The organism is Aeromonas sp. R7-2, assembly GCF_040908105.1.
In the GTDB taxonomy this organism is placed as follows: Bacteria; Pseudomonadota; Gammaproteobacteria; order Enterobacterales; family Aeromonadaceae; genus Aeromonas; species Aeromonas caviae.
The window spans coordinates 1-20038 of record NZ_JBFODC010000014.1 but is presented as its reverse complement, the minus strand read 5'-3'; the positions used below and the strand labels follow the sequence as shown (position 1 = coordinate 20038).

The window sequence follows — 20038 nt, the reverse complement described above, 5'->3', positions numbered from 1 at the left end:
GACATGATCAAGCGCGTCTTCGCCAGGCTGCTGCCCAAGGGGTTGACCGGCCAGATAGTGCTGGTGGCCCTGGCGGGGCTGGTACTGATCCAGCTGCTCAGTATCCAGATCTACCGCTCGGACAGGGAGGAGGCCCTCGGTTACGTCAACAGCCGCAACGCCATGCAGCGCATCATCTCCGTGGTGCGCCTGCTCTCCCTCTCTCCTCCTTCCCTCTATCACGAGATCCTCAAGGCGAGCCGCAGCGAGACCCTGCTGCTGCGTCTGGCCGACGAGCCGTTGCAGCCGGACAACCGCAGCCCCCGCTTCGAGAAGCTGGTGCGGGCCAAGCTCGGCTATCCATCCTCCCTGGCGGTGGAGATCAGCGCCGAGCTGAAGCAGGACATCCAGCGCAGCCGGGCCTGGCAGCACCACAACCGCATGATGAAGGATCGCAACGGCATGCCGCCGCCCCAGGACATGCGGCTCTACGGCTCCATCGAACTGCCCAACGGCGGCTGGCTCCAGTTCAGCTCCCTGGTGGACAAGGAGACGGCGAGCTGGTCCTGGCAGACCACCCTCAACCTGCTGCTGGTGGCGAGCCTGGTGATCGGCCTGATGATCTGGCTGTTCCGCCGGGCGACCCGTCCCCTCAAGCAACTGGCGGCCAACGCCGACAGGCTGGGGCGTGGTGAGGACATCGAGCCCCTGCGCGAGGAGGGGCCCACCGAGATCCGCGAGTCCATCCAGGCCTTCAACCGGATGCACACCCGGCTCGATCGCTTCGTGCAGGACAGAACCCGGATGCTGGCCGCCATCTCCCACGACCTGCGCACCCCCATCACCAGCCTGCGGCTGCGCAGCGAGTTTCTGGCGGACGGGGAAGACAAGGATCGCTTCCAGCAGACCCTGCAGCAGATGGAGCAGATGCTGGCGGCGACCCTGAGCTTTGCCCGGGAGGAGGGGCAGCAGGAGGCGACCCGGGAGCTGGATCTGGTCAGCCTGCTGGAGAGCCTGTGTGACGACTATGCCGACATGGGCCAGCCCGTCACCTGCCTGGCCGAGGGCAAGCAGGTTTACGCCTGCCGGGCCAATACCCTGCGCCGGGTACTGCAAAACCTCATCGGCAACGCCATCAAGTACGCAGGGGGTGCCGAGGTTTCGCTGGTGCGCGGTGACGGCGAGTTGCTGATCCTGGTTCGCGATCAGGGGCCGGGGATTGCGGAGAGCCAGCTGGAGGAGGTGTTCAAGCCCTTCGTGCGCCTGGATGAAGCCCGCAATACCGAGTCGGGCAGCGTGGGGTTGGGGCTCGCCATCGCCCGTACCCTGGTGCACCAGCACGGCGGTGAGCTCAGCCTTCACAATCGCGAGGAGGGGGGGCTGGAAGCGCGGATCAGCCTGCCCCTGTAAGGAACCTGACCAGAAAATGGGGCACCACCAGGGTGCCCTTTTTGCTGCCCGTGGCGCTAGGGAAGCAGAGCAACAGGTCGGCCACCCGGAAACGGGCAACAAAAAACCCGCCGAAGCGGGTTTTTTCAATTCTTGCTGAGGCCCTTGCCCAAAGAGGGGAAGGTGCTCCGGCTTGAATTACTGCGGAACGACGTTCGCAGCAGCCGGGCCTTTCTGGCCTTGCTCGATGGTGAACTCAACGCGCTGACCTTCTTCCAGGGTTTTGAAACCGTTGGACTGGATGGCGGAGAAGTGAACGAACACGTCTTTGCTGCCGTCAGCCGGGGAGATGAAACCGAAGCCTTTCTCGGCGTTGAAGAATTTTACGGTACCAGTCATTTTGGACATGATAATTTCCTTGAGTAGTGATTAGTGAAACGCCACCGGAGCGGCAATCCATGATTTTTCGTCAGAAATACGTATGGGGAGCACTAAAGAAGGAGAATTATCTGGCAAGAATTATCGGGGATAACTGCCTGCACAAATCACTGCTTTAAGATGACTGCCTAACATAATCAGGTCTGAACTACCGAACCATCGAAAACGATTAGAACACGCACACCCTGTCATGGCAATCTTTATCTTGGGATTCATTTCTGCCGGTGATGGCTGGATCGGCGTTTTATCCGGGTGTGCATCAGCTGCCAGGCGCCTCCTGCTGCCCTTTTCAGGGGGATGACAGGACGCTCTGCCAGCCCCCTTTTATGCAGCAGCGTCATCTGCGTGCATTCATGCTGCCGTTACCGTCTGCCACGGTATTTGTTGCTGACGGAATCGGACCAGTTGAAGGTGTCAGGCAGCACTTGGGCGCTGGCTCGCTCCTTGGCTTTCTCCCGCGCCAGTGCGGAAGCCGCCTTGGCGGCCTGGGCGCGATCGGCGGCGATCTTCTGGCGTCCTGCTTCGCGGATTTTGTTGCGCTCCCCGTTGGTCAGGGTGTGATCGGCATTGGCCTGGGCCTTTTGCACCAGCAGGGCAATCTCGGCTTTCTCGGCCTCGGTCAGATCTTTCATTTCCAGCTTCTTCATGACGCGCTCCTGCGATCGTTGAATGCCCACCCTAACACACATCCACCGGAGACAGGCTGACCATCCGTCCCCGGATGCCAAAAGTGTCGCCCGGTCGTCATTTCCGGGGGAGCACGCTAAGGGAACGCCTGCCTGACAGGCGTTGCCGGGAGGCTGGATCCCGGCGGAAGATTGGGAGTATGCTGAGGCCAGTGCGATCCCCGATCGTCACTGTTGGCGTACTGAAATCCACGATTCGGCTGACATGCTGGAACACCCGTTCCAACTGTCCAGGTAACCTTTTTGGAGTCTGATGATGAGCAACAAAGAACAGCATCACGGCAAAGATGCCAAGAAAAAACCGCAGATGTCACTGAAAGAGAAACGCGAAGCCAAACGTCAGAAAGCAGAGCTGAAAAACGGCAGCGCGATGAAGTAACGCTCCATCCACTGCGGCTCCCTGGAGCCGGTATCAAGCCAGTCCATCATGGGCTGGCTTTTTTGTCTCCGGCAGTAGAGGTGGTGCCATAGGCGGCAAAAATCCGCTCATAGCGCCCGTCCGCCTTCATCTTGGCGAGCTGTCTGTCGAACCATTGCCGGTGGCCCGCCTCGCGAAAGGCGAAGTGGTAGTGAGTCGGGGGGAAGAGGTCGTGCTGTCTGACCTTGTCCTTGGGATAGCGGTCGCCCTCCTGGTCATCCCCGAGCAACTGCGCCAGATAGTAGTAGAACACCCGCTGTTCCAGGATCACGGCATCGGTGCGCCCGAGCAGGAGCCGCTGTACCTGTCCCTCCTGCCTCGCCACCTCTTCATAACGGGGATTCTGGTCGACGATGTCGGAGAAGGTCGTTCCCAGGATCTGCCGTGCACGCTGGAAGGCACTGACTCGCAGGGTCTGCAAATCCTTCATGGTGTGGACTGCCGTCGGGTCCAGGGTAAAGACCCGGTTGTGGAAGGTGATCACCGGCTGTGAGAGGTAGGCGCTTTCCAGCATGCCGGGTTTGACGTTGATGATGGCGTCCAGCTTGCCTTCCTCCAGCATCCTGAAGGTGCGCTCCAGGGGAAGATAGACGACCTGCAGCTCATGGGGGCTGCCTGCGAAGGCCTCTCGCATGAGATCGAGTTCAATGCCCCTGTCTTCGTGGCTGATGACATAGGGAGGAATGGCAAAGCTGACTCCCACCCGCAGCGGCTCCGCGGCAAGGTGGCTGCCGAACATCAGCAGGGCGAGGCACAGCAGACGACTCAAGTGGTTCATGCAGGTTCCCGAAGGGAGAAATCGTCTCGATGATAGCCACAAGCCTGGACGAAGGGGACGTAAAGCGCGGGAAAGTGGCAGCAACATGGTCGTCGGGGGAGGTGAATGCGTCAGAAACAGGTAAAAAAAGGCCCTGATGAATCAGGGCCTGCCGCAGGGGATCAGAACGGAATATCGTCGTCGAAATCCATCGGCGGTTCGTTGTAGACCGGCGGGGCGGATTGCGGCTGCTGGGCCGGACGGCCGTAACCGCCTTGCGGTTGCATGTTCTGCTGCGGGGCAGCAGGACGTTGCATGTTCTGTTGCGGTGCAGCCTGTTGCGGCTGGCCCCAGTTGCCCTGGGATGACTGGCCGCCCATGCCCTGGCCACCGCCCTGCGGACGGCCACCCAGCATCTGCATCACACCGGTGAAGCTGTCGACCAGCACCTCGGTGGTGTAGCGCTCCTGGCCGCTCTGATCCTGCCATTTACGGGTCTGGAGTTTGCCTTCCACATAGACCTGGGAGCCCTTCTTCAGGTACTCGCCGGCCACTTCGGCCAGCTTGCCCATGAAGACGACACGGTGCCATTCGGTGCGCTCTTTCTGCTCACCGGTCTGCTTGTCGCGCCAAGTATCGGAGGTGGCCAGGGTGATGTTAGTCACGGCACCGCCGCTCGGCATATAGCGCACTTCCGGGTCTTGCCCCAGGTTACCGATCAGAATGACTTTGTTGATGCCTCGACTGGCCATAATCTCTCTTCCACCCTTATGTATACCGGCCAGGCCAGATGCCTGGGCCCATTCAATAATGCGTTTGTTTGCAACGAGATGCGCGCCCTGGACGGGTGTCATCTCTCCTCAGTGTCCTGGCTGCGCCGGAGCTTGCCGGCAGAGGCGTCATGGATCGGCCGCAGCGTTTGGCCGCCATAGTACCAGTTGACGGGCATGAGCGCACATCTTCCCTGCCACTGTGGCGTCAATGGATCGCCACAGCTTGAGTAACTTACCCGAGGTAAGGTGCCACCAGCAAGGGGAGGCGGCTGGGGCAGGCTGCGTGAAGAGGGCGGAGCTGTTATGGTGCGCACCGGCACTACTTGACCCCCCAAATGGGGGGGGCGTGCTAGCCAATTGTATTGGCTGGAAAATTGCTGGGCTTCAAAGGAGCCACCGATGCGTCTAATACTTTTTTAATGCTGCAGCCGGGAGGGGGATTGGTACTCTTCCTTGCCAAAAAGCCCCGACTCGAATGTGCAAGGAAGTTCTCTTGATGACGCCCGACTCCCTCCTGGTGCTGATCACCGAAAATAACGCACAAGCCTCCCGTTTCCAGCGTCACCTCAGTGAAGAGCTTGGTCTGCCCATCTTGCTGGTGGGGGAGCTGAATGACCTGCCAGACGTTGCAGAGGGCGCCCCCAAAACCTTGCTGCTGATCGATCTGGACTATCTCAAGTCGACCCAGCAGGAGCTGTGGAGCAATGCCATCTGCCAGCGCTTTGGCGAGGCCAGTGCCGTGTTGCTCAATGCCCCGACCAGCACCAACAAAGAGCTGCTGCTGATGTGGCCCCATACCAGTGGGCTCTTCTTTCGTCAGGACACGCTGGACAGGCTGGTCTTCGGCATCCGCAAGGTGTTGCAGGGGGAGTACTGGATCCCTCGCCACCTGCTGTGCGACCTGGTGGACTACTACCGCAAGGGGAGCGGGCAACCTCAGCGTCAGCAGACGCTGCTGACCGCCCGCGAGCAGGAGATCGTGCGTCACCTGATGACGGGGGCCTCCAACACCGAGATCGCCGACAGCCTGTTCGTGAGCGAACACACCGTCAAATCCCATCTCTACAACGTCTTCAAGAAGCTGAACGTCAAGAACCGGTTGCAGGCGGTGAGCTGGGCCAAGGAGTATCTCTGAGGAAGGGGTACGGAAGGAAAGACTGTCTATTCATCCAGTAGTCTCTATGCCATACTGGCCCGCTCTGGTTCCCGTATCGAGCGCGCAACAAGATGGAAAAAATCGTGATCCGGGGTGCCCGCACCCACAACCTCAAGAACATCAACCTGATCCTGCCACGTGACAAGCTGATCGTGGTCACCGGCCTGTCCGGTTCGGGCAAATCCTCCCTGGCGTTCGATACCCTCTATGCCGAGGGGCAGCGCCGCTATGTGGAATCGCTCTCCGCCTATGCCCGCCAGTTCCTCTCCCTGATGGAGAAGCCGGACGTGGACCACATCGAGGGGCTGTCGCCTGCCATCTCCATCGAGCAGAAGTCCACCTCCCACAACCCGCGCTCGACGGTTGGCACCATCACCGAGATTTACGACTACCTGCGGCTGCTGTTCGCCCGGGTCGGCGAGCCACGCTGCCCGACCCACGCCATTCCGCTCGCGGCCCAGACCATCAGCCAGATGGTGGATCAGGTGCTGGCCCAGCCCGAAGGCGCCAAGCTGATGCTGCTGGCCCCCGTGGTGCGCAACCGCAAGGGGGAGCACACCAAGCTGCTGGAGAACCTGGCGGCCCAGGGTTACATCCGCGCCCGCATCGACGGCGAAGTGTGCGATCTGTCGGATCCTCCCGCCCTGGAGCTGCACAAGAAGCATACCATCGAGGTGGTGGTGGACAGATTCAAGGTGCGCGATGACCTGGCCCTGCGCCTGGCCGAATCGTTCGAAACGGCGCTGACTCTCTCCGGCGGCATCGTGCTGGTGGTGCCGATGGACGGGGAGGATGGGGTTGCCCCCATGACCTTCTCCGCCAACTTCGCCTGCCCCGAGTGCGGTTACTCTATGTCGGAGCTGGAGCCCCGGATCTTCTCCTTCAACAACCCGGCGGGGGCCTGCCCCACCTGTGACGGTCTCGGGGTGCAGCAGTATTTCGATCCCGCTAAGCTCATCCATGATCCGGGCCAGAGCCTGGCCGGCGGCGCCATCCGTGGTTGGGACAAACGCAGCTTCTACTACTTCCAGATGCTCAAATCCCTGGCCGATCACTACAAGTTCGACCTGGAGACCCCCTGGGAGGATCTGCCGCTCAAGACCCAGGAGGTGATCCTGCGTGGTTCCGGGCGCACCGAGATCGAGTTCCGCTACATGAATGACCGCGGCGACGTGGTGGTGCGCAAGCACCCGTTCGAGGGGATCCTGCACAACATGGAGCGCCGCTACCGGGAGACCGAATCCAACGCGGTGCGGGAAGAACTGGCCAAATACATCGCCAACAAGTCCTGTACCAGTTGCGGTGGCAGCCGACTGCGGGAAGAAGCCCGCCACGTCTTCGTGGACAATCGCAACCTGCCGGCTATCGCCGAGCAGTCCATCGGCGATGCCCTGGCCTTCTTCGAAGGGTTGAACCTGTCCGGTCAGCGTGCCCAGATAGCGGACAAGATCCTCAAGGAGATCGTCGAGCGGCTCGGCTTCCTGGTGAACGTCGGCCTCAACTATCTGAGCCTGTCGCGCAGTGCAGAGACCCTCTCCGGCGGCGAGGCGCAGCGGATCCGGCTGGCCAGCCAGATCGGGGCTGGCCTGGTGGGGGTCATGTACGTGCTGGACGAGCCTTCCATCGGCCTGCATCAGCGGGACAACGAGCGGCTGCTCAAGACCCTGACTCACCTGCGTGATCTCGGCAACACCGTGATCGTGGTGGAGCACGATGAGGATGCCATTCGCCTCGCCGACCATGTGCTCGACATCGGCCCGGGGGCTGGCGTGCACGGCGGTGCCATCGTCGCCCAGGGGACGCCGGAGGAGATCATCGCGAACCCCGAGTCTCTGACCGGTGACTACCTCTCCGGGCGCAAGCAGATCGCCATCCCGGCTGAGCGCACCCCGCTCACCGGCAAGTGGCTGAAATTGAAAGGGGCGAGCGGCAACAACCTGCGCAACGTCAACCTGGATCTGCCCATCGGAGTGATGACCTGCGTCACCGGCGTCTCCGGTTCCGGCAAGTCGACCCTGATCAACGACACCCTGTTCCGCATCGCCCACCGCGAGCTCAACAAGGCCACCGAGTCCACACCTGCGCCCTATCGCAGCGTCGAGGGGCTGGAGCATCTGGACAAGGTGGTGGATATCGACCAGAGCCCCATCGGACGCACCCCGCGCTCCAACCCGGCCACCTACACCGGCCTGTTCACCCCGATCCGCGAGCTGCTCTCCGGCACCCAGGAAGCGCGTTCCCGTGGATACCAGCCGGGCCGCTTCTCCTTCAACGTGAAGGGGGGACGCTGCGAGGCGTGCCAGGGGGACGGGGTCATCAAGGTGGAGATGCACTTCCTGCCGGACGTCTACGTGCCGTGCGACGTCTGCAAGGGCAAGCGCTACAACCGCGAGACCCTGGAGGTGAAGTACAAGGGCAAGAACATCCACGAGATCCTCGAGATGACGGTGGAAGATGCCCGTGCCTTCTTCGATCCGGTGCCAGCGGTGGCGCGCAAGCTGCAGACCCTGATGGACGTGGGCCTCTCCTACATCCGCCTCGGTCAGTCCGCTACCACGCTCTCTGGCGGCGAGGCGCAGCGGGTCAAGCTGGCGCGGGAGCTCTCCAAGCGGGACACCGGCCAGACCCTCTACATCCTGGACGAACCGACCACGGGGCTGCACTTCCACGATATCCAGCAGTTGCTCAAGGTACTGCACCAACTGCGGGATCGGGGCAACACCATCGTCATCATCGAGCACAACCTGGACGTCATCAAAACCGCGGACTGGATCGTTGATCTGGGCCCGGAAGGGGGCGCTGGTGGTGGCCGCATCCTGGTGACGGGTACGCCTGAGGAGATGAGCCGTTGCAAGGAGTCCCACACGGCGCGCTTCCTCGCTCCTCTACTGGAGAAATAAGCGTCACTCGAGAAAAAGGGGCCAAGGCCCCTTTTTTGTTGGCCGGTGGGCGAGGTGCGCCGGTCTGGCGCCCGGCCAGGGATGAGAGGGAGAAAAGAGGGACTCGTCCGGCAGACTCAGTGTGTCAGCATCAGGAAGGCGAGGGCGAACAGGAAACCCAGCAGAATGAAGAGGAAGGAACCTATCCCCCAGATGGCGGCAAGAATGCCGAGAATTTTGTCTTTGCGTGTCTGTGGTTTCATAAAATTCAAATTACAGCGTGGTTACATCGCATTAATAAAATACGCCCCGGGGCATAATTAAACAACAATTGAAAGGTGATATGAAGGTGTTTAAGGTGTATTTAATTGGTATTTTACATTTCATGCTGATGCGGTAATTTAAGGCATCATCATGTATTTGAATGACTTTTTATTTTCATCTGCGGTTTGATTGTCCAATCAAAGCTGCCGTGTACATCTATCTATTTCTTGATAACTATTGAGCTAAATCAATAACCGGCCATTCACATCCTTTTATAGTTTTCGGGCTTGCAACATAGAAAGAAAACAAAAAAGGAATAATGTGATGAAAAAGATCCTTCCTCTGTTAATCGCAGCCGCTTTTGCTTCCCCCGTCGCCATGGCACATCAGGCCGGTGACATCCTGGTCCGTGGTGGCCTGGCGTTCGTCTCTCCCCAGACCAGCAGTGACAACGTGCTGGGGACGGGCGAGCTGGAGATCGACAGCAACATGCAGCTTGGCCTGACCCTCTCCTACATGTTGACGGACAACTGGGGTGTCGAGCTGCTGGCCGCGACCCCCTTCTCCCACTCGGTGTCGACTGCCGGCCTGGGTGAGGTCGCCAAGGTCAAACACCTCCCGCCGACCCTGATGGCGCAGTACTACTTCGGTGATGCCAACAGCAAGGTGCGCCCCTATGTGGGTGCCGGTATCAACTACACCACCTTCTTCGACGAGGAAGGGCGCGGTGCCCTGGCCGGGACGGATGTGAGCGTGGACTCCTCCTGGGGGATGGCGGGTCAGGTGGGCCTGGACATGGCGATCAATGACCGCTGGTTCGTCAACGCCTCTGCCTGGCTCATCGACATCGATACCGATGTGCATACCGCCGTGGGCACCATCAACACCTCCATCGATCCGGTGGCCTTCATGTTCGGCGTCGGTTACCGCTTCTGATGACAAACGTGGCCGGTGCACGGCCATGACAACAAGCATGTCTCTTTGGCCCGGCTCTGTTCGGGCCCTTTTCTGCCTGCCATGTCACGCCAACTGTGATCTGGCCCGCCATCGCGTCACGAACCGCTATTCCATTGCATCCCGTTGCCGATAACCTCGGCATTCACCCCTTTCCCCAACGAGTGAGGATGCCTCCATGGGTTTATCTATTGTGCAGCGGATCATCGCCGGCTTCGTGCTGATGCTGTTGTTGCTGGTTCTGCTCGGCTTCATCAGTATTCTGAAGATCCGGGGGATCAACGAGGGGCTCTCCCAGGTTTCTGATCGTGCCACCCCCCTGGTGATCGCGGTCGCCGGGCTCAAGGGCGCACTGCAGGACAGCAACCGCTGGGTGCTCACCTACAGAACCAGCGAGGAGGCGGCCCAGTTGCCGCAACTGGCCAGCCAGTTCAAGGCGCAGCAGGAGCGTTTCCTGGCCCAGAGCAAGGAGATGGCCCGGTTTGACGGGGTGGCCGAGGCGAGCGAGCGGTTTCGCCAGGTCGACGGGGCGACCCGCGAGTTCTACGGGTTGGCGGATCAGGTGCTGACCCAGCACGGTCAGTGGGTGGCCGCACTCGATCGGCGCCATGAACTGGAGCTGGCGTTCATCCGGCTGGAAGATACCTACCAGTGGGCCGCCGATCTGTTGCTGCAGCAGACCGCGAGCAAACGCTCCATGCGCAACAAGGCCGAACTCATCACCTCCGGCATTGCCCGGGATCTGAAAAACATCCGCCGGGCCGATGCCAAGACCGATCTCAATGAATTGGAGAAGGTGCTCGGCAAGGATATCGAGATGGCACGCAAACGGCTCGAACGGGTGCAGGTGCCCGATGACGTGAGGCAGCGTTTCATCGTCAACCTCGATCGGATGCAGGAGCTGGCCCTCGGCCCGAAAGGGTTGCTGGCGACCATGCGCAATGGCCAGCAACTGGCGGCCTCGCTGCAGTCCCTGAACCAGCAGCTCGACACCAGTCTGGTCAACAGCCTGGCGCTGCTGGACGAGATGGCCAAATCGGCGGGCAGCATTGCCAGCGCGAGCCGGGTCGGGGCGGATGACGCCGTCAGCAGCGCCAGCGCCTGGATCCTGATCGTGTCTGCCATCTCCGCGGCCGCCGCGCTCCTCATCGGTTACACCACGGCCCGCAGTATCCAGCGTCCGCTGCAACTCATCGATCGGGAGCTGGATCGCATGGCTACGGGTGACATGACCCGGCGCATCGACTACCAGAGCCGCTGCGAATTTGGCAGCCTGACCCGCTCCATCAATACCCTGGCAGACAAGACTGGCGAGCTGCTCGCCCAGATCAATGCCGGCTCGCGCCATCTGGTGGACGAGGCGAGCCGCGCCGCCGAGATCAGCGAGCGGGCCATGTCACGGGTGCAGGATCAGAAGAGCCAGACCGATCAGGTGGCTGCCGCCATCACCGAGCTGGAGGTGAGTGCCACCGAGGTGGCGCGTTCCACCGATGGCACCAAGCGCGAGGTGGACTTGGCGGACGAAGAGGCCCGCGCCGGACGCAAACAGGTGGCGACTACGCGCCAGATCACCGAACAACTGGCGGGTGCCATGGAAGAGGCGGTCGGCATCACCCACAAGCTGGGGGAATTCAGCGACAACATCGGCAGTATCCTCGACGTGATCCGCAGCATCGCCGAGCAGACCAACCTGCTGGCGCTGAACGCGGCCATCGAGGCGGCCCGCGCGGGGGACGCCGGTCGCGGCTTCGCGGTGGTGGCGGACGAGGTGCGGGCACTGGCGAACCGGACCCAGACCTCGACCGAGGAGATCCAGGCCATGATCGAGAACCTGCAAAGTTCCAGCAAGCACGTGGTGGCCGTGATGGCACGCAGCCAGGAGCAGACCCAGGATTGCGTGGCCCAGACCCGGGTGATGGACGAGGCGTTGCAATCCATTGCCGAGCGGATGAGTGCCATCAAGGCGATGGCGGATCAGGTGGCTCATGCCGCCCAGGAACAGATCTCCGTGAGTCAGGGGGTTGCCCGTCATGTCGCCGGCATTGCGGATGTGGCTTACGAGACCGAGCGGGAGGCGCGGGAATCGGCCAGCAGCAGTGAGGTGCTGGCGGATCTGGTTGCCAAGCAGCAGCAATTGATCGCCCATTTCAAGGTGTAGGAGGACTTATGGCTAACAAGTGGATCGGGGCCCTGAGTCTCCTGTTGTGTGGCCAGCTGATGGCCAGCGAGCTGGTGATAGAGAGCTGGCGCATAGATGACAAGGCCTTGTGGGAACAGAAGATCATTCCTGCATTCGAGGCCGCCCACCCGGGTATTCAGGTGAAATTCAACGGGGTGCAGAACGTCGAGTACATGCCGACCCTCTGGGCCAGCCTCAAGGCGGGCAAGGCGGGGGATCTCATCACCTGCCGCCCGTTTGACGACTCCCTGGCCCTGTTCAAGGCGGGCCATCTGGTGGAGCTGAGCGAGATGGCGGGGATGGAGAACTTCCCGAGCTTTGCCCAATCCCCCTGGCAGACCGACAGTGGCGCCCAGACTTTCTGCGTACCCATGGCATCGGTGATTCACGGCTTCTTCTACAACAAGAAGATTTTCAGTGAGCTGGGGCTGACGGTTCCCCAGACCCGCGAGGCATTCTTCGCGGCCCTGGACAAGGTGAAGGCGGATGGTCGCTATGTTCCCCTCGCCGTGAGCGGCTCGGAGAGCTGGGTTGCCTCCGAGCTCGGTTTCCAGAACATAGGCCCCAACTACTGGAAGGGGGAGGATGGTCGATTGGCGTTGATCGGGGGCCAGGAGCGCTTCAACAACCCGCAATACGTCAAGGTGTTCGAGGAGCTGGCCCGCTGGCGTGACTACCTGGGGGAGGGGGGCGAGAGCCGCGACTACGCCACCACCAACGAGCTGTTCACCTCGGGCAAGGCTGCCTTCTATGCGGCGGGATCCTGGGAGATTGCCCCCTTCACCGGCAAGGTGGACTTCGGTGTCATGCGCCCGCCCGTGGCAAAGCAGGGGGATGGCTGTTTCTTCACCGATCACACCGATATCGGTATGGGGATGAATCCGGCCAGCAAGAACAAGGAGGCCGCCATGACCTTCCTGCAGTGGCTGACCACTCCCCAGTTTGCCGAGCTCTATACCAACTCGCTGCCCGGCTTCTTCTCGCTCTCCAACCACTTCTTTGAAGCCACCAATCCGGCGGCCAGAGAGATGATGGAGTGGCGGGATCAGTGCGATTCCACCATCCGGGTTGCCACCCAGATCCTCTCCCGCGGCACTCCCAAGCTCGGGGATGAACTGGCCGAGGTGAGCCAGCAGGTATTGCTGGGAACCGTGGCACCCAAGGCGGCGGCCGATCGCCTGGAACAGGGGTTGAAAGGGTGGTATGCCCCCCATCAGGGCAACCAGGGCAAGGGACAGGAGTGTCAGTGTGAGGCGAGCGTGCCTGCCGTCCCTGTGTCGGGTGCCATCGGGACCGAACCTGCTGCACCTGTGGTGCCGGATGGACAAGCGCCTTCCGGAGCAAGCGCGACCCAGCCTCCGTCAGTACCGGTGTCCGGAGCCGTCGCTCCAGCGCCTCCTGCCGAAGTGGAGGAGGCGCTCGCCAGCGAACTGGAGGGGGCACAGCCCTGATGGTTCACCATGAAGAACGGGAGGCCTTGGCCTCCCGTTCTTCATCTGCGTGATGACCTGTCATTCCCGTGGCAAGCGGCACAGGCTGCCAATACGGGCCACCGGCACGAAACCCAGAGTGCGATAGACCCGCTGGGCGTGATAGTGCTCGTCTGCCACTATGATGAGCGAACTGGCCCGTGCCAGTCCTTGGCGTGCGACCTGGCTCAGCAACAGACGACAGAGCCCCCGGTTTCGCCACTCTGCGTGCGTGCGCACCAGTTGAAAGCGTCCCAGGGTGCCGGTGAAGAAGAGTCCGCAGCTGGCAACCAGTTGATCCTGGTGCCATAACCCCCACCACTGTCCGAGCCCGTCATCGATCATGGCCTGATAGAGCTGGCGGCGTGACAAGAGATAGGGAAGATAGCGCTCCTCCGAATGGGCGGGATCCCGCTCTGCCAGCTCGAAGGCGAGCCACTGATCCCAGTCTGCCGCGGTGAACGGGCGAGCCGGAGCCAGGTCGCTGCCGGTGGGGGCTTGCCACTCCATTGCACCCAGCGCCAGTACCACGCACTCCATGTATTGGTATCCCGCCGCCACGAACCCGGCGACCCGGCTGTTCTGGCCTGCGGCGAGGGGCCACTGGAAGGTGCGGTGGCGGATACGGGGATCCCAGCCAATCAGCCTGTCGAAACTGGCCTCGAGCCAGCCCTTGTCACGATCGCTTGGGGGGGTGGGCAGCAACAGGTAGTTGCCGAAGTAGTAGTCTGGAGAGCCCGGGGTGCGCACGGTCCAGAACGCATCATGATCCGTCACCTCGCCCTGATAGCGATCGAACAGCAGATCGGTGGCAAAACCGGGGTGATCTTCCATGATGGGGCTCCTGCAAACGCTTGAATTGCTTATCGGCAGGCGGGGAAAGAAATTAAAAAAAGGCCGGGAAACCCGGCCAAACAATCACACGCAGATTCAGAACGTCCAGGACGATCCGCCCGCATCATAGCGTGCCTGACAGCATTTTGGGATGGGGTCGCTCATTACTTAGGTTGAATTGCAAAATAAAAAAATCGGCAATCCCCCTTGTCGCTGACAAATCGGTATTGACTTTGATCCGTTTTATCATAAAGATAGAAAGACGTTTAGACGTCCAAACATCCGTTTTGGCGTGAAGGAATGGGTTGCAGGACAGGGAGAGAGCAGATGGGATTTCACAGCGCGCGTCAGGTTGAGGCACTCAACCAGAGTTTGGCGGATCTGGGTGGCGACATATCGGTCAGTTTCGAGTTTTTCCCGCCCAACAGCGAAGGGATGGAGAACACCCTCTGGCAGTCCATCGAGCGCCTGCAGGTGCTGGAGCCCAAATTCGTCTCTGTGACCTATGGCGCCAATTCGGGCACCCGGGACCGCACTCACAAGGTGATCAAGGACATCAAGGAGCGTACCGGGCTCATCGCCGCCCCGCACCTGACCTGTATCGATGCCAGCCGTGACGAGTTGCGCACCATTGCCCGTGACTACTGGAACAGCGGCATTCGCCACATCGTGGCCCTGCGCGGAGACTTGCCTCCCGGCCTCGACAAGCCTGACATGTATGCCACCGACCTGGTCGCCTTGCTCAAATCCGAAGCCGATTTCGATATCTCGGTCGCCGCCTATCCGGAAGGCCACCCCGAGGCTCGCAGTGCGCAATCCGACCTGCTCAACCTCAAGCGCAAGATAGATGCCGGTGCCAACCGGGCCATTACCCAGTTCTTCTTCGATGTGGAGACCTATCTGCGTTTTCGGGATCGCTGCGCCGCCATCGGTATCGATGCGGAGATCGTGCCGGGGATACTGCCGGTCTCCAACTACCAGACCCTGGCCAAGTTTGCCGGTTTCACCAACGTGAAGATCCCGCGCTGGATGCACCAGCGTTTCGAAGGGCTGGAAAACGATCAGATGACTCGCAACATGGTGGGAGCCAGCATTGCCATCGACCAGGTGCGTGTGCTGAGTCAGGAAGGGGTGAAGGATTTCCACTTCTATACCCTGAACCGCTCAGAGCTGACCTACGCCATCTGTCACACACTGGGTGTGAGGCCGAAAGGTCAGGCCTGATCCGCGGCTCTGATACAGAAAAGCCAATGAGTCTTCTCATTGGCTTTTTATTTTGAGCGACAGTCAGGGCCGGGTTGGTTGGATCTCCCTGGGCTCGAGATCGATGACTGCATTGCCGGCGGCACCGGGATACTGGTGATAGCTCTGGTCCTGCTCCAGGGTATAGAAGGTGTCGAGGTAGTCGTCGTTGTTGGTCATCCAGGAGTCCGGAAGTGCCTTGACGATACGACCGCCGAGGTCGAGGAAGGGCAGGGCCTCGGGTACGCCGCCCGCAGTGAAGCCGAGTTTGAGTGCGTCAATCAGGAGGGCACTCAGCGCCTTGTAATTGACGTTGTCATCCTGCTCCATCATGACCACGTCGACGGCTCCCCAGCGGTAGCGATCCCAATAGACCAGGATCTGGTTGGGGGTGTAGTCGGTGTTGTCGTAGTCGAGATAGGGCATGTCGACGATATCTACCACGGGCTCGTCCCTACCAGGATTGACCCCGACCACGACGGCATAGACCTCGGCGGCGCCCAGCAGCCAGGGCTCCTGATCATCGTTGAGCCTGATCTTCTTGAGAATGCTGGTCTTGAGGGGCGTGGTGTTGCTGGTGGCACGGGGCGTCACCTGCATGTCGGCGGCAGCCAGCGCCTTTCGCATCACCTTCAGGCCGGCATTCTTGGCTTTTACCGGATCGGCCTCCACCACCAGTACCGGCCGCGCCGGCGGCTGGTTCACATCGAGATAGATCGGGCTGCCGGCGCTGTCGAACGCCTCGATGGCGCTCCAGCTCTTTTCGTCACCACTTGGTATGTAGGCAACCAGTGGCTCAACCCCTTGTTGCAGTGCATCCGCCTGATCCGGATTGGCCAGCCGCAGTTGCATCAGTTCCCTGACCTCGCCATCCAGCCCTTGCCGACTGATGGCCGCCTGGTTGGCATCCCGAGCCTGGCGCTTCAGACGCGGGCTGGCCTTTGGCAGCAGGTTGGGCAGCGGGCTCTGGTATTCCTGATTGTGCAGGAGTGGCAGCAGGTTCTTCTGCTGCAGCGCGAGCTGGCGTGCCAGCTCCCGATCGGTGTCGGCAGCCTGGGTCGTGGTGGCGCCCAGCAGTGCCAGTAACAAAATGACAGCCTGATTCCTCATCTTCGTTCTCCAGTATTGAGTCTGACAACGGCGCTTGTCGGGAAGGATCTGCGCCGTTTTCTCACTAGAAAGGAATAAGGTTCATATGTGAACGCTCTTCTCAGGATTATGTGCTGCGTCTCACTGGAGTCTCCCCAGATGGTCAGGTCAGGAGCGGAGCCGGTTGACTTGATGCAATGTCACTCCGATCAGCAATCCCCAGCAGGCAGACCCGACCCCGAGCAGGGTGATCCCCGAGGCAGTCACGAGGAAAGTCAGTAGCGCGGCTTCCCGCTCCTCGTCCTGCTGCAAGGCGCTGTGCAAGCTGCTGCCTATGGTGCCGAGCAGCGCCAGCCCGGCCACGCAGGTGACCAGCACCGCAGGGAATGCGCTGAACAGGGCAACCACGGTGGCACCGAAACAGCCTGTGAGCAGGTAGAAACATCCAGCCCACACGGCAGCAGGCCAGCGTCGAGTGACATCGTGATCCACTTCCTTGCCCATGCAGATGGCGGCTGTGATGGCGGCCAGGTTGAAGGCATAGCCGCCAAACGGTGCCAGCAGCACGCCGATGAATCCGGTCCAGCCAATCAAGGAAGAAGTGGCAGGTTGATAGCCGTGGGCGCGCAGGATGGCAATGCCCGGCATGTTTTGCGAGGTCATGGTAACGAGAAAGAGCGGGAGTGCGATGCCGAGCAGGGCGTCGATGGAAAAGGCTGGCGAGATCCAGACCGGGGTGGAAAGTTGCCAGTGAACCTCGTTGAGTTGCAGCTCGCCCCTCAGGGTGCAGAGCAGTATGCCGGCAGCCAGGACCAGCACCATGGTGTAGCGGGGCCAGAGGTGGCGACCCAGCAAGAAAGCCAGTAGCAAGGTGCCAAGCAGCAGAGGATCTTGCGGTGCCACCTTGAAGAGATCCAGCCCGAACCTGAGCAAGACTCCGGCCAGCATGGCGGCCGCCAGTGGGGCGGGAATGTGACGCATCAGCCTGTCGAACCAGCCGCTGATACCGCAGAGGGTGATCAGCAGTGAAGAGATGATGAAGGCGCCGATGGCTTCAGCCAGACTGAAGTTCCCCAGGCTGGTGATGAGCAGGGCGGCACCCGGGGTGGACCAGGCCGTCAAGACAGGCACCCGGTAATAAAGGGAGAGGCCGATGCAGCTGACCCCCATGCCGATACCCAGTGTCCATAGCCAGGAAGAGACCTGGGCTGCATCGGCACCGGCGGCCGTGGCGGCCTGGATGATCAAGACGACAGAACTCGTGTAACCCACCAATACGGCGATGAGTCCCGCGACCATGTGGGGGAGGGCTAGGGGCATGGGAAACTTCCTTGTGGATGCTGATAGCTTGTGCGCTATTGCGTACAATGTGGTTTGGACTATAACGCTGTGCGTTATGGCGCACAATATGGCTCGAAGAAATCGGAGAACAGATGCAGGAGATGAGTCGCTATCTGGCCCAGCGATTGAAAGGGCTGCGCACTGAAAGAGGATGGAGCCTGGATATGGCCGCCCGTGAAACGGGGGTGAGCAAGGCCATGCTGGGACAGATCGAGCGAGGTGAATCCAGTCCGACGGTGGCAACATTGTGGAAGATTGCCACCGGTTTTCGGGTCTCTTTCTCCAGTTTCATTGAGCCGACACCAGCGGCACAGGGAGAGACGGTATACCGTATTGCCGATGATATTCGACAGCAGCCGGCGGGAGAGGGGATGCAGGTTGCCCCGCTTTTCCCCTATGAGGCCCGCTTTGGTTTCGAGTTGTTCGAACTGACCCTGCTACCTGGATACCAGCGGGAGTCAGAACCCCATGAACCCGGAGTGACCGAACATGTCATCGTCATCAGCGGTGTGATGGAGGTACTGGTTGACGGAGCGTGGCGTTCCCTCGATCAGGGTGAGGCAGTCCGGTTTGCAGCGGACCGTACCCATGGCTATCGCAATCTTGGGGTCGCTCCCGCCATCTTCCACAATCTGATCCACTATCCGTCCATGGCCACGCGATGATTAGCCGGGGCGGCCATCCGCTCTGGGACTGGTCAGTATGGGGGTATAAACCCAGATGAACAGACCGTAGGCGGCAACCCAGCTCCATCCGCTGAGGTTCCATCCCGTGAGGGTGAGATTTGGCCAAAAGAGAGGGAGCAAGACCCGCAACAGCGCGGACAGGATCACCAGTGCAAATGCCGCCGTGATCCTGCGTCCTATCTGCAGGGCTCTGCCACTGTGTCCGAGGGATACACGGGCTATCATCGCGAGGATCATGGCCCCCATGCTGCCCGCGCTGAACAGATGGCTGGCCAGTGACAAGGCAATCGGCCAGCCAGCCGTGCGTGCCGCCAGGGCGGTCAGCCCCAGTGGGATAAAGAGGTAGGCCAGGTGAAGCGACCACAGCAGGGGCTGGGCCAACGTGGTTCCGGGTCGCCAGCGCAGCTGCCTGTAGAGGTGAGCCCCTGCCGCCACTATATATAGAGGGAACATCTGAATTCCGATGACCCACTGTGTCGGGAGCACCAACCAGAGCAGCAGGATGAGCCACAGAGACGCGAGGGCAATGCGCTCCAGCCACGGCAGTGGTAATGCTTTTTCCGTCCCAGTGGCTCTGGCGGTAAAGAAGGGAATGACACGTCCTCCCATGACGGCAATCAGGGTTGTGAAGAGGAGCACGGTTGCAAGCAGGATATGTTCCACCAATGGCCATTCGGCATGCCACCGCCAGCAAGCGGTATTGAGCAGGGTCAACACGAGAAGCAGGGGAACAAAAAAGAGATTGCGCCACTGGCGCGTCACTATGATGGGTCTGGCGAGGAACCACGTACAGAGGGGCAACCAGGCCAGGTCCATGACCATCAGAGTGACATTGCTTTCTCCAAACCAGGGGAGCAGGCCTCTCGGGATGGCCCACAATCCCACGACCAGTGCCAGCGGCCAACCGCGTACACCTGGGTGAGCGGTCCAGTTCTGGACGGCGGTAAGCAGAAAACCCGCCACTATGGCGGCACCAAAGCCGAACAGCATTTCATGTGCATGCCACCAGATGGGGTTGGCAATCCCGGGCAGAGCGAACCAGCTGTTGAGCTGCCCCAGCCAGCCCAGCATCGCCAAAGCCGAGAACAAGGCGCCGAACAGGAAGAAAGGCCGAAACCCGAGGCGGAACAAAGGAACGATTCTCTCCTCTTTGCGGCTATCCAGGATCTGGTGCATGAATGAAACCTTAATTGAACATTTTAAAAGCCAATTATAAAGTGGCTTTTCAAATGTTCAATTTAAATCCAATGACAGCCCGAAATGGTGGTGATGCGAACGAAATTGAACCGCTTTGCTGCATATCTGAGCGAACGGTTCTTTTCGGTGAAAAAGCCCTTGTCATCACGGCGCGGCTCCCTATAATGCGCCCCTACCAGCACGGCGGTCCACGCCGAACTGATGAGCCAGCTTCCTTAGGAAGTGGGCGCCGAAAGAAAAGCGAAAACAACCGCTTGACTTTCGAAGTGAGGAGCGTAAGATGCGCCTCCTCAACGCGATAAGCGTGA

The 20038-nt window shown here is 60.6% G+C and carries 18 protein-coding genes; 9 read left to right on the top strand and 9 right to left on the bottom strand.

The genetic code is table 11. The features are described 5' to 3' along the window. The first annotated feature begins 3 nt into the window (after positions 1–3). Positions 4–1389, top strand: a complete 1386-nt coding sequence (locus AB5Y47_RS02865) for an ATP-binding protein (protein ID WP_052816044.1) — start codon at positions 4–6, stop codon at positions 1387–1389. Positions 1390–1566: 177 nt separating this feature from the next. Here AB5Y47_RS02865 and AB5Y47_RS02860 read toward each other — a convergent pair whose 3' ends face one another. Both AB5Y47_RS02860 and yjbD read right to left on the bottom strand, forming a co-directional pair. Continuing rightward, on the bottom strand, positions 1567–1776 hold the full coding sequence (locus AB5Y47_RS02860; protein ID WP_010675897.1) for a cold shock domain-containing protein: 210 nt from the start codon (positions 1774–1776) through the stop codon (positions 1567–1569). Positions 1777–2168: 392 nt separating this feature from the next. Next, entirely contained in the window at positions 2169–2453 is a 285-nt protein-coding gene (gene yjbD / locus AB5Y47_RS02855) for a DUF3811 domain-containing protein (protein WP_042879473.1), read from the bottom strand. 295 nt (positions 2454–2748) lie between these two features. On the opposite strand from yjbD, the gene AB5Y47_RS02850 reads away from it, so the two are divergent. Beyond that, positions 2749–2871: a hypothetical protein gene (locus AB5Y47_RS02850; RefSeq protein ID WP_010675895.1), complete on the top strand. Its 123-nt coding sequence runs from the start codon at positions 2749–2751 to the stop codon at positions 2869–2871. 46 nt (positions 2872–2917) lie between these two features. Here AB5Y47_RS02850 and AB5Y47_RS02845 read toward each other — a convergent pair whose 3' ends face one another. Together AB5Y47_RS02845 and AB5Y47_RS02840 are read right to left on the bottom strand one after the other, a co-directional pair. Next, entirely contained in the window at positions 2918–3688 is a 771-nt protein-coding gene (locus AB5Y47_RS02845; RefSeq protein WP_223920418.1) for an ABC transporter substrate-binding protein, read from the bottom strand. Between the two features lie 161 nt (positions 3689–3849). Next, entirely contained in the window at positions 3850–4419 is a 570-nt protein-coding gene (locus AB5Y47_RS02840; protein WP_010674212.1) for a single-stranded DNA-binding protein, read from the bottom strand. Between the two features lie 517 nt (positions 4420–4936). Between AB5Y47_RS02840 and AB5Y47_RS02835 the strand changes: the two genes are divergently transcribed. Both AB5Y47_RS02835 and uvrA read left to right on the top strand, forming a co-directional pair. After that, on the top strand, positions 4937–5575 hold the full coding sequence (locus tag AB5Y47_RS02835; protein WP_010674213.1) for a LuxR C-terminal-related transcriptional regulator: 639 nt from the start codon (positions 4937–4939) through the stop codon (positions 5573–5575). A gap of 92 nt (positions 5576–5667) precedes the next feature. Further along, positions 5668–8496: an excinuclease ABC subunit UvrA gene (uvrA, locus tag AB5Y47_RS02830; protein ID WP_039040117.1), complete on the top strand. Its 2829-nt coding sequence runs from the start codon at positions 5668–5670 to the stop codon at positions 8494–8496. 116 nt (positions 8497–8612) lie between these two features. Here uvrA and AB5Y47_RS02825 read toward each other — a convergent pair whose 3' ends face one another. Next, on the bottom strand, positions 8613–8738 hold the full coding sequence (locus tag AB5Y47_RS02825) for a hypothetical protein (RefSeq protein WP_010674215.1): 126 nt from the start codon (positions 8736–8738) through the stop codon (positions 8613–8615). Between the two features lie 325 nt (positions 8739–9063). Here AB5Y47_RS02825 and AB5Y47_RS02820 point away from each other — a divergent pair, with 325 nt between their 5' ends. The 3 genes from AB5Y47_RS02820 to AB5Y47_RS02810 all read left to right on the top strand — a co-directional run bounded on the left by AB5Y47_RS02820 (position 9064) and on the right by AB5Y47_RS02810 (position 13323). Beyond that, positions 9064–9675 carry an OmpW family outer membrane protein gene (locus AB5Y47_RS02820; protein ID WP_010674216.1) on the top strand — a complete coding sequence of 204 codons (612 nt, stop codon included), beginning with the start codon at positions 9064–9066 and terminating at the stop codon, positions 9673–9675. A gap of 196 nt (positions 9676–9871) precedes the next feature. Beyond that, entirely contained in the window at positions 9872–11851 is a 1980-nt protein-coding gene (locus tag AB5Y47_RS02815; protein ID WP_039040116.1) for a methyl-accepting chemotaxis protein, read from the top strand. Positions 11852–11859: 8 nt separating this feature from the next. Beyond that, the gene (locus tag AB5Y47_RS02810; protein ID WP_042864821.1) at positions 11860–13323 is read left to right on the top strand and encodes an extracellular solute-binding protein; all 1464 of its coding nucleotides are present in this window, start codon (positions 11860–11862) and stop codon (positions 13321–13323) included. Between the two features lie 60 nt (positions 13324–13383). Here the strand turns inward: AB5Y47_RS02810 and AB5Y47_RS02805 are convergent, their stop codons facing one another. Beyond that, positions 13384–14175, bottom strand: a complete 792-nt coding sequence (locus AB5Y47_RS02805) for a GNAT family N-acetyltransferase (protein ID WP_043156071.1) — start codon at positions 14173–14175, stop codon at positions 13384–13386. Between the two features lie 327 nt (positions 14176–14502). On the opposite strand from AB5Y47_RS02805, the gene metF reads away from it, so the two are divergent. Beyond that, the gene (gene metF, locus AB5Y47_RS02800; protein ID WP_010674220.1) at positions 14503–15399 is read left to right on the top strand and encodes a methylenetetrahydrofolate reductase; all 897 of its coding nucleotides are present in this window, start codon (positions 14503–14505) and stop codon (positions 15397–15399) included. A 63-nt stretch (positions 15400–15462) separates the two neighbouring features. Here metF and AB5Y47_RS02795 read toward each other — a convergent pair whose 3' ends face one another. Together AB5Y47_RS02795 and AB5Y47_RS02790 are read right to left on the bottom strand one after the other, a co-directional pair. Next, on the bottom strand, positions 15463–16527 hold the full coding sequence (locus AB5Y47_RS02795; protein WP_368219786.1) for a DUF3103 family protein: 1065 nt from the start codon (positions 16525–16527) through the stop codon (positions 15463–15465). A gap of 147 nt (positions 16528–16674) precedes the next feature. Further along, positions 16675–17826 (bottom strand): benzoate/H(+) symporter BenE family transporter, encoded by a 1152-nt coding sequence (locus tag AB5Y47_RS02790; RefSeq protein ID WP_043156076.1) that lies wholly within the window; start codon positions 17824–17826, stop codon positions 16675–16677. 113 nt (positions 17827–17939) lie between these two features. On the opposite strand from AB5Y47_RS02790, the gene AB5Y47_RS02785 reads away from it, so the two are divergent. After that, on the top strand, positions 17940–18512 hold the full coding sequence (locus AB5Y47_RS02785; RefSeq protein WP_043156077.1) for a helix-turn-helix domain-containing protein: 573 nt from the start codon (positions 17940–17942) through the stop codon (positions 18510–18512). Here AB5Y47_RS02785 and AB5Y47_RS02780 read toward each other — a convergent pair whose 3' ends face one another. After that, positions 18513–19709: an NnrS family protein gene (locus tag AB5Y47_RS02780; protein WP_043156079.1), complete on the bottom strand. Its 1197-nt coding sequence runs from the start codon at positions 19707–19709 to the stop codon at positions 18513–18515. Between the last annotated feature and the right edge of the window lie 329 nt (positions 19710–20038).

Bases quoted from the DNA above. Each gene is read 5' to 3' on its own strand.
- AB5Y47_RS02810 (WP_042864821.1), top strand. From the start codon at position 11,860: ATGGCTAACAAGTGGATCGGGGCCCTGAGTCTCCTGTTGTGTGGCCAG.
- AB5Y47_RS02845 (WP_223920418.1), bottom strand. From the start codon at position 3,688: ATGAACCACTTGAGTCGTCTGCTGTGCCTCGCCCTGCTGATGTTCGGC.
- AB5Y47_RS02835 (WP_010674213.1), top strand. From the start codon at position 4,937: ATGACGCCCGACTCCCTCCTGGTGCTGATCACCGAAAATAACGCACAA.
- AB5Y47_RS02795 (WP_368219786.1), bottom strand. From the start codon at position 16,527: ATGAGGAATCAGGCTGTCATTTTGTTACTGGCACTGCTGGGCGCCACC.
- AB5Y47_RS02815 (WP_039040116.1), top strand. From the start codon at position 9,872: ATGGGTTTATCTATTGTGCAGCGGATCATCGCCGGCTTCGTGCTGATG.
- AB5Y47_RS02805 (WP_043156071.1), bottom strand. From the start codon at position 14,175: ATGGAAGATCACCCCGGTTTTGCCACCGATCTGCTGTTCGATCGCTAT.
- AB5Y47_RS02840 (WP_010674212.1), bottom strand. From the start codon at position 4,419: ATGGCCAGTCGAGGCATCAACAAAGTCATTCTGATCGGTAACCTGGGG.
- AB5Y47_RS02825 (WP_010674215.1), bottom strand. From the start codon at position 8,738: ATGAAACCACAGACACGCAAAGACAAAATTCTCGGCATTCTTGCCGCC.
- AB5Y47_RS02865 (WP_052816044.1), top strand. From the start codon at position 4: ATGATCAAGCGCGTCTTCGCCAGGCTGCTGCCCAAGGGGTTGACCGGC.
- AB5Y47_RS02820 (WP_010674216.1), top strand. From the start codon at position 9,064: ATGAAAAAGATCCTTCCTCTGTTAATCGCAGCCGCTTTTGCTTCCCCC.
- AB5Y47_RS02780 (WP_043156079.1), bottom strand. From the start codon at position 19,709: ATGCACCAGATCCTGGATAGCCGCAAAGAGGAGAGAATCGTTCCTTTG.
- yjbD (WP_042879473.1), bottom strand. From the start codon at position 2,453: ATGAAGAAGCTGGAAATGAAAGATCTGACCGAGGCCGAGAAAGCCGAG.
- AB5Y47_RS02860 (WP_010675897.1), bottom strand. From the start codon at position 1,776: ATGTCCAAAATGACTGGTACCGTAAAATTCTTCAACGCCGAGAAAGGC.
- metF (WP_010674220.1), top strand. From the start codon at position 14,503: ATGGGATTTCACAGCGCGCGTCAGGTTGAGGCACTCAACCAGAGTTTG.
- AB5Y47_RS02785 (WP_043156077.1), top strand. From the start codon at position 17,940: ATGCAGGAGATGAGTCGCTATCTGGCCCAGCGATTGAAAGGGCTGCGC.
- uvrA (WP_039040117.1), top strand. From the start codon at position 5,668: ATGGAAAAAATCGTGATCCGGGGTGCCCGCACCCACAACCTCAAGAAC.
- AB5Y47_RS02790 (WP_043156076.1), bottom strand. From the start codon at position 17,826: ATGCCCCTAGCCCTCCCCCACATGGTCGCGGGACTCATCGCCGTATTG.
- AB5Y47_RS02850 (WP_010675895.1), top strand. From the start codon at position 2,749: ATGAGCAACAAAGAACAGCATCACGGCAAAGATGCCAAGAAAAAACCG.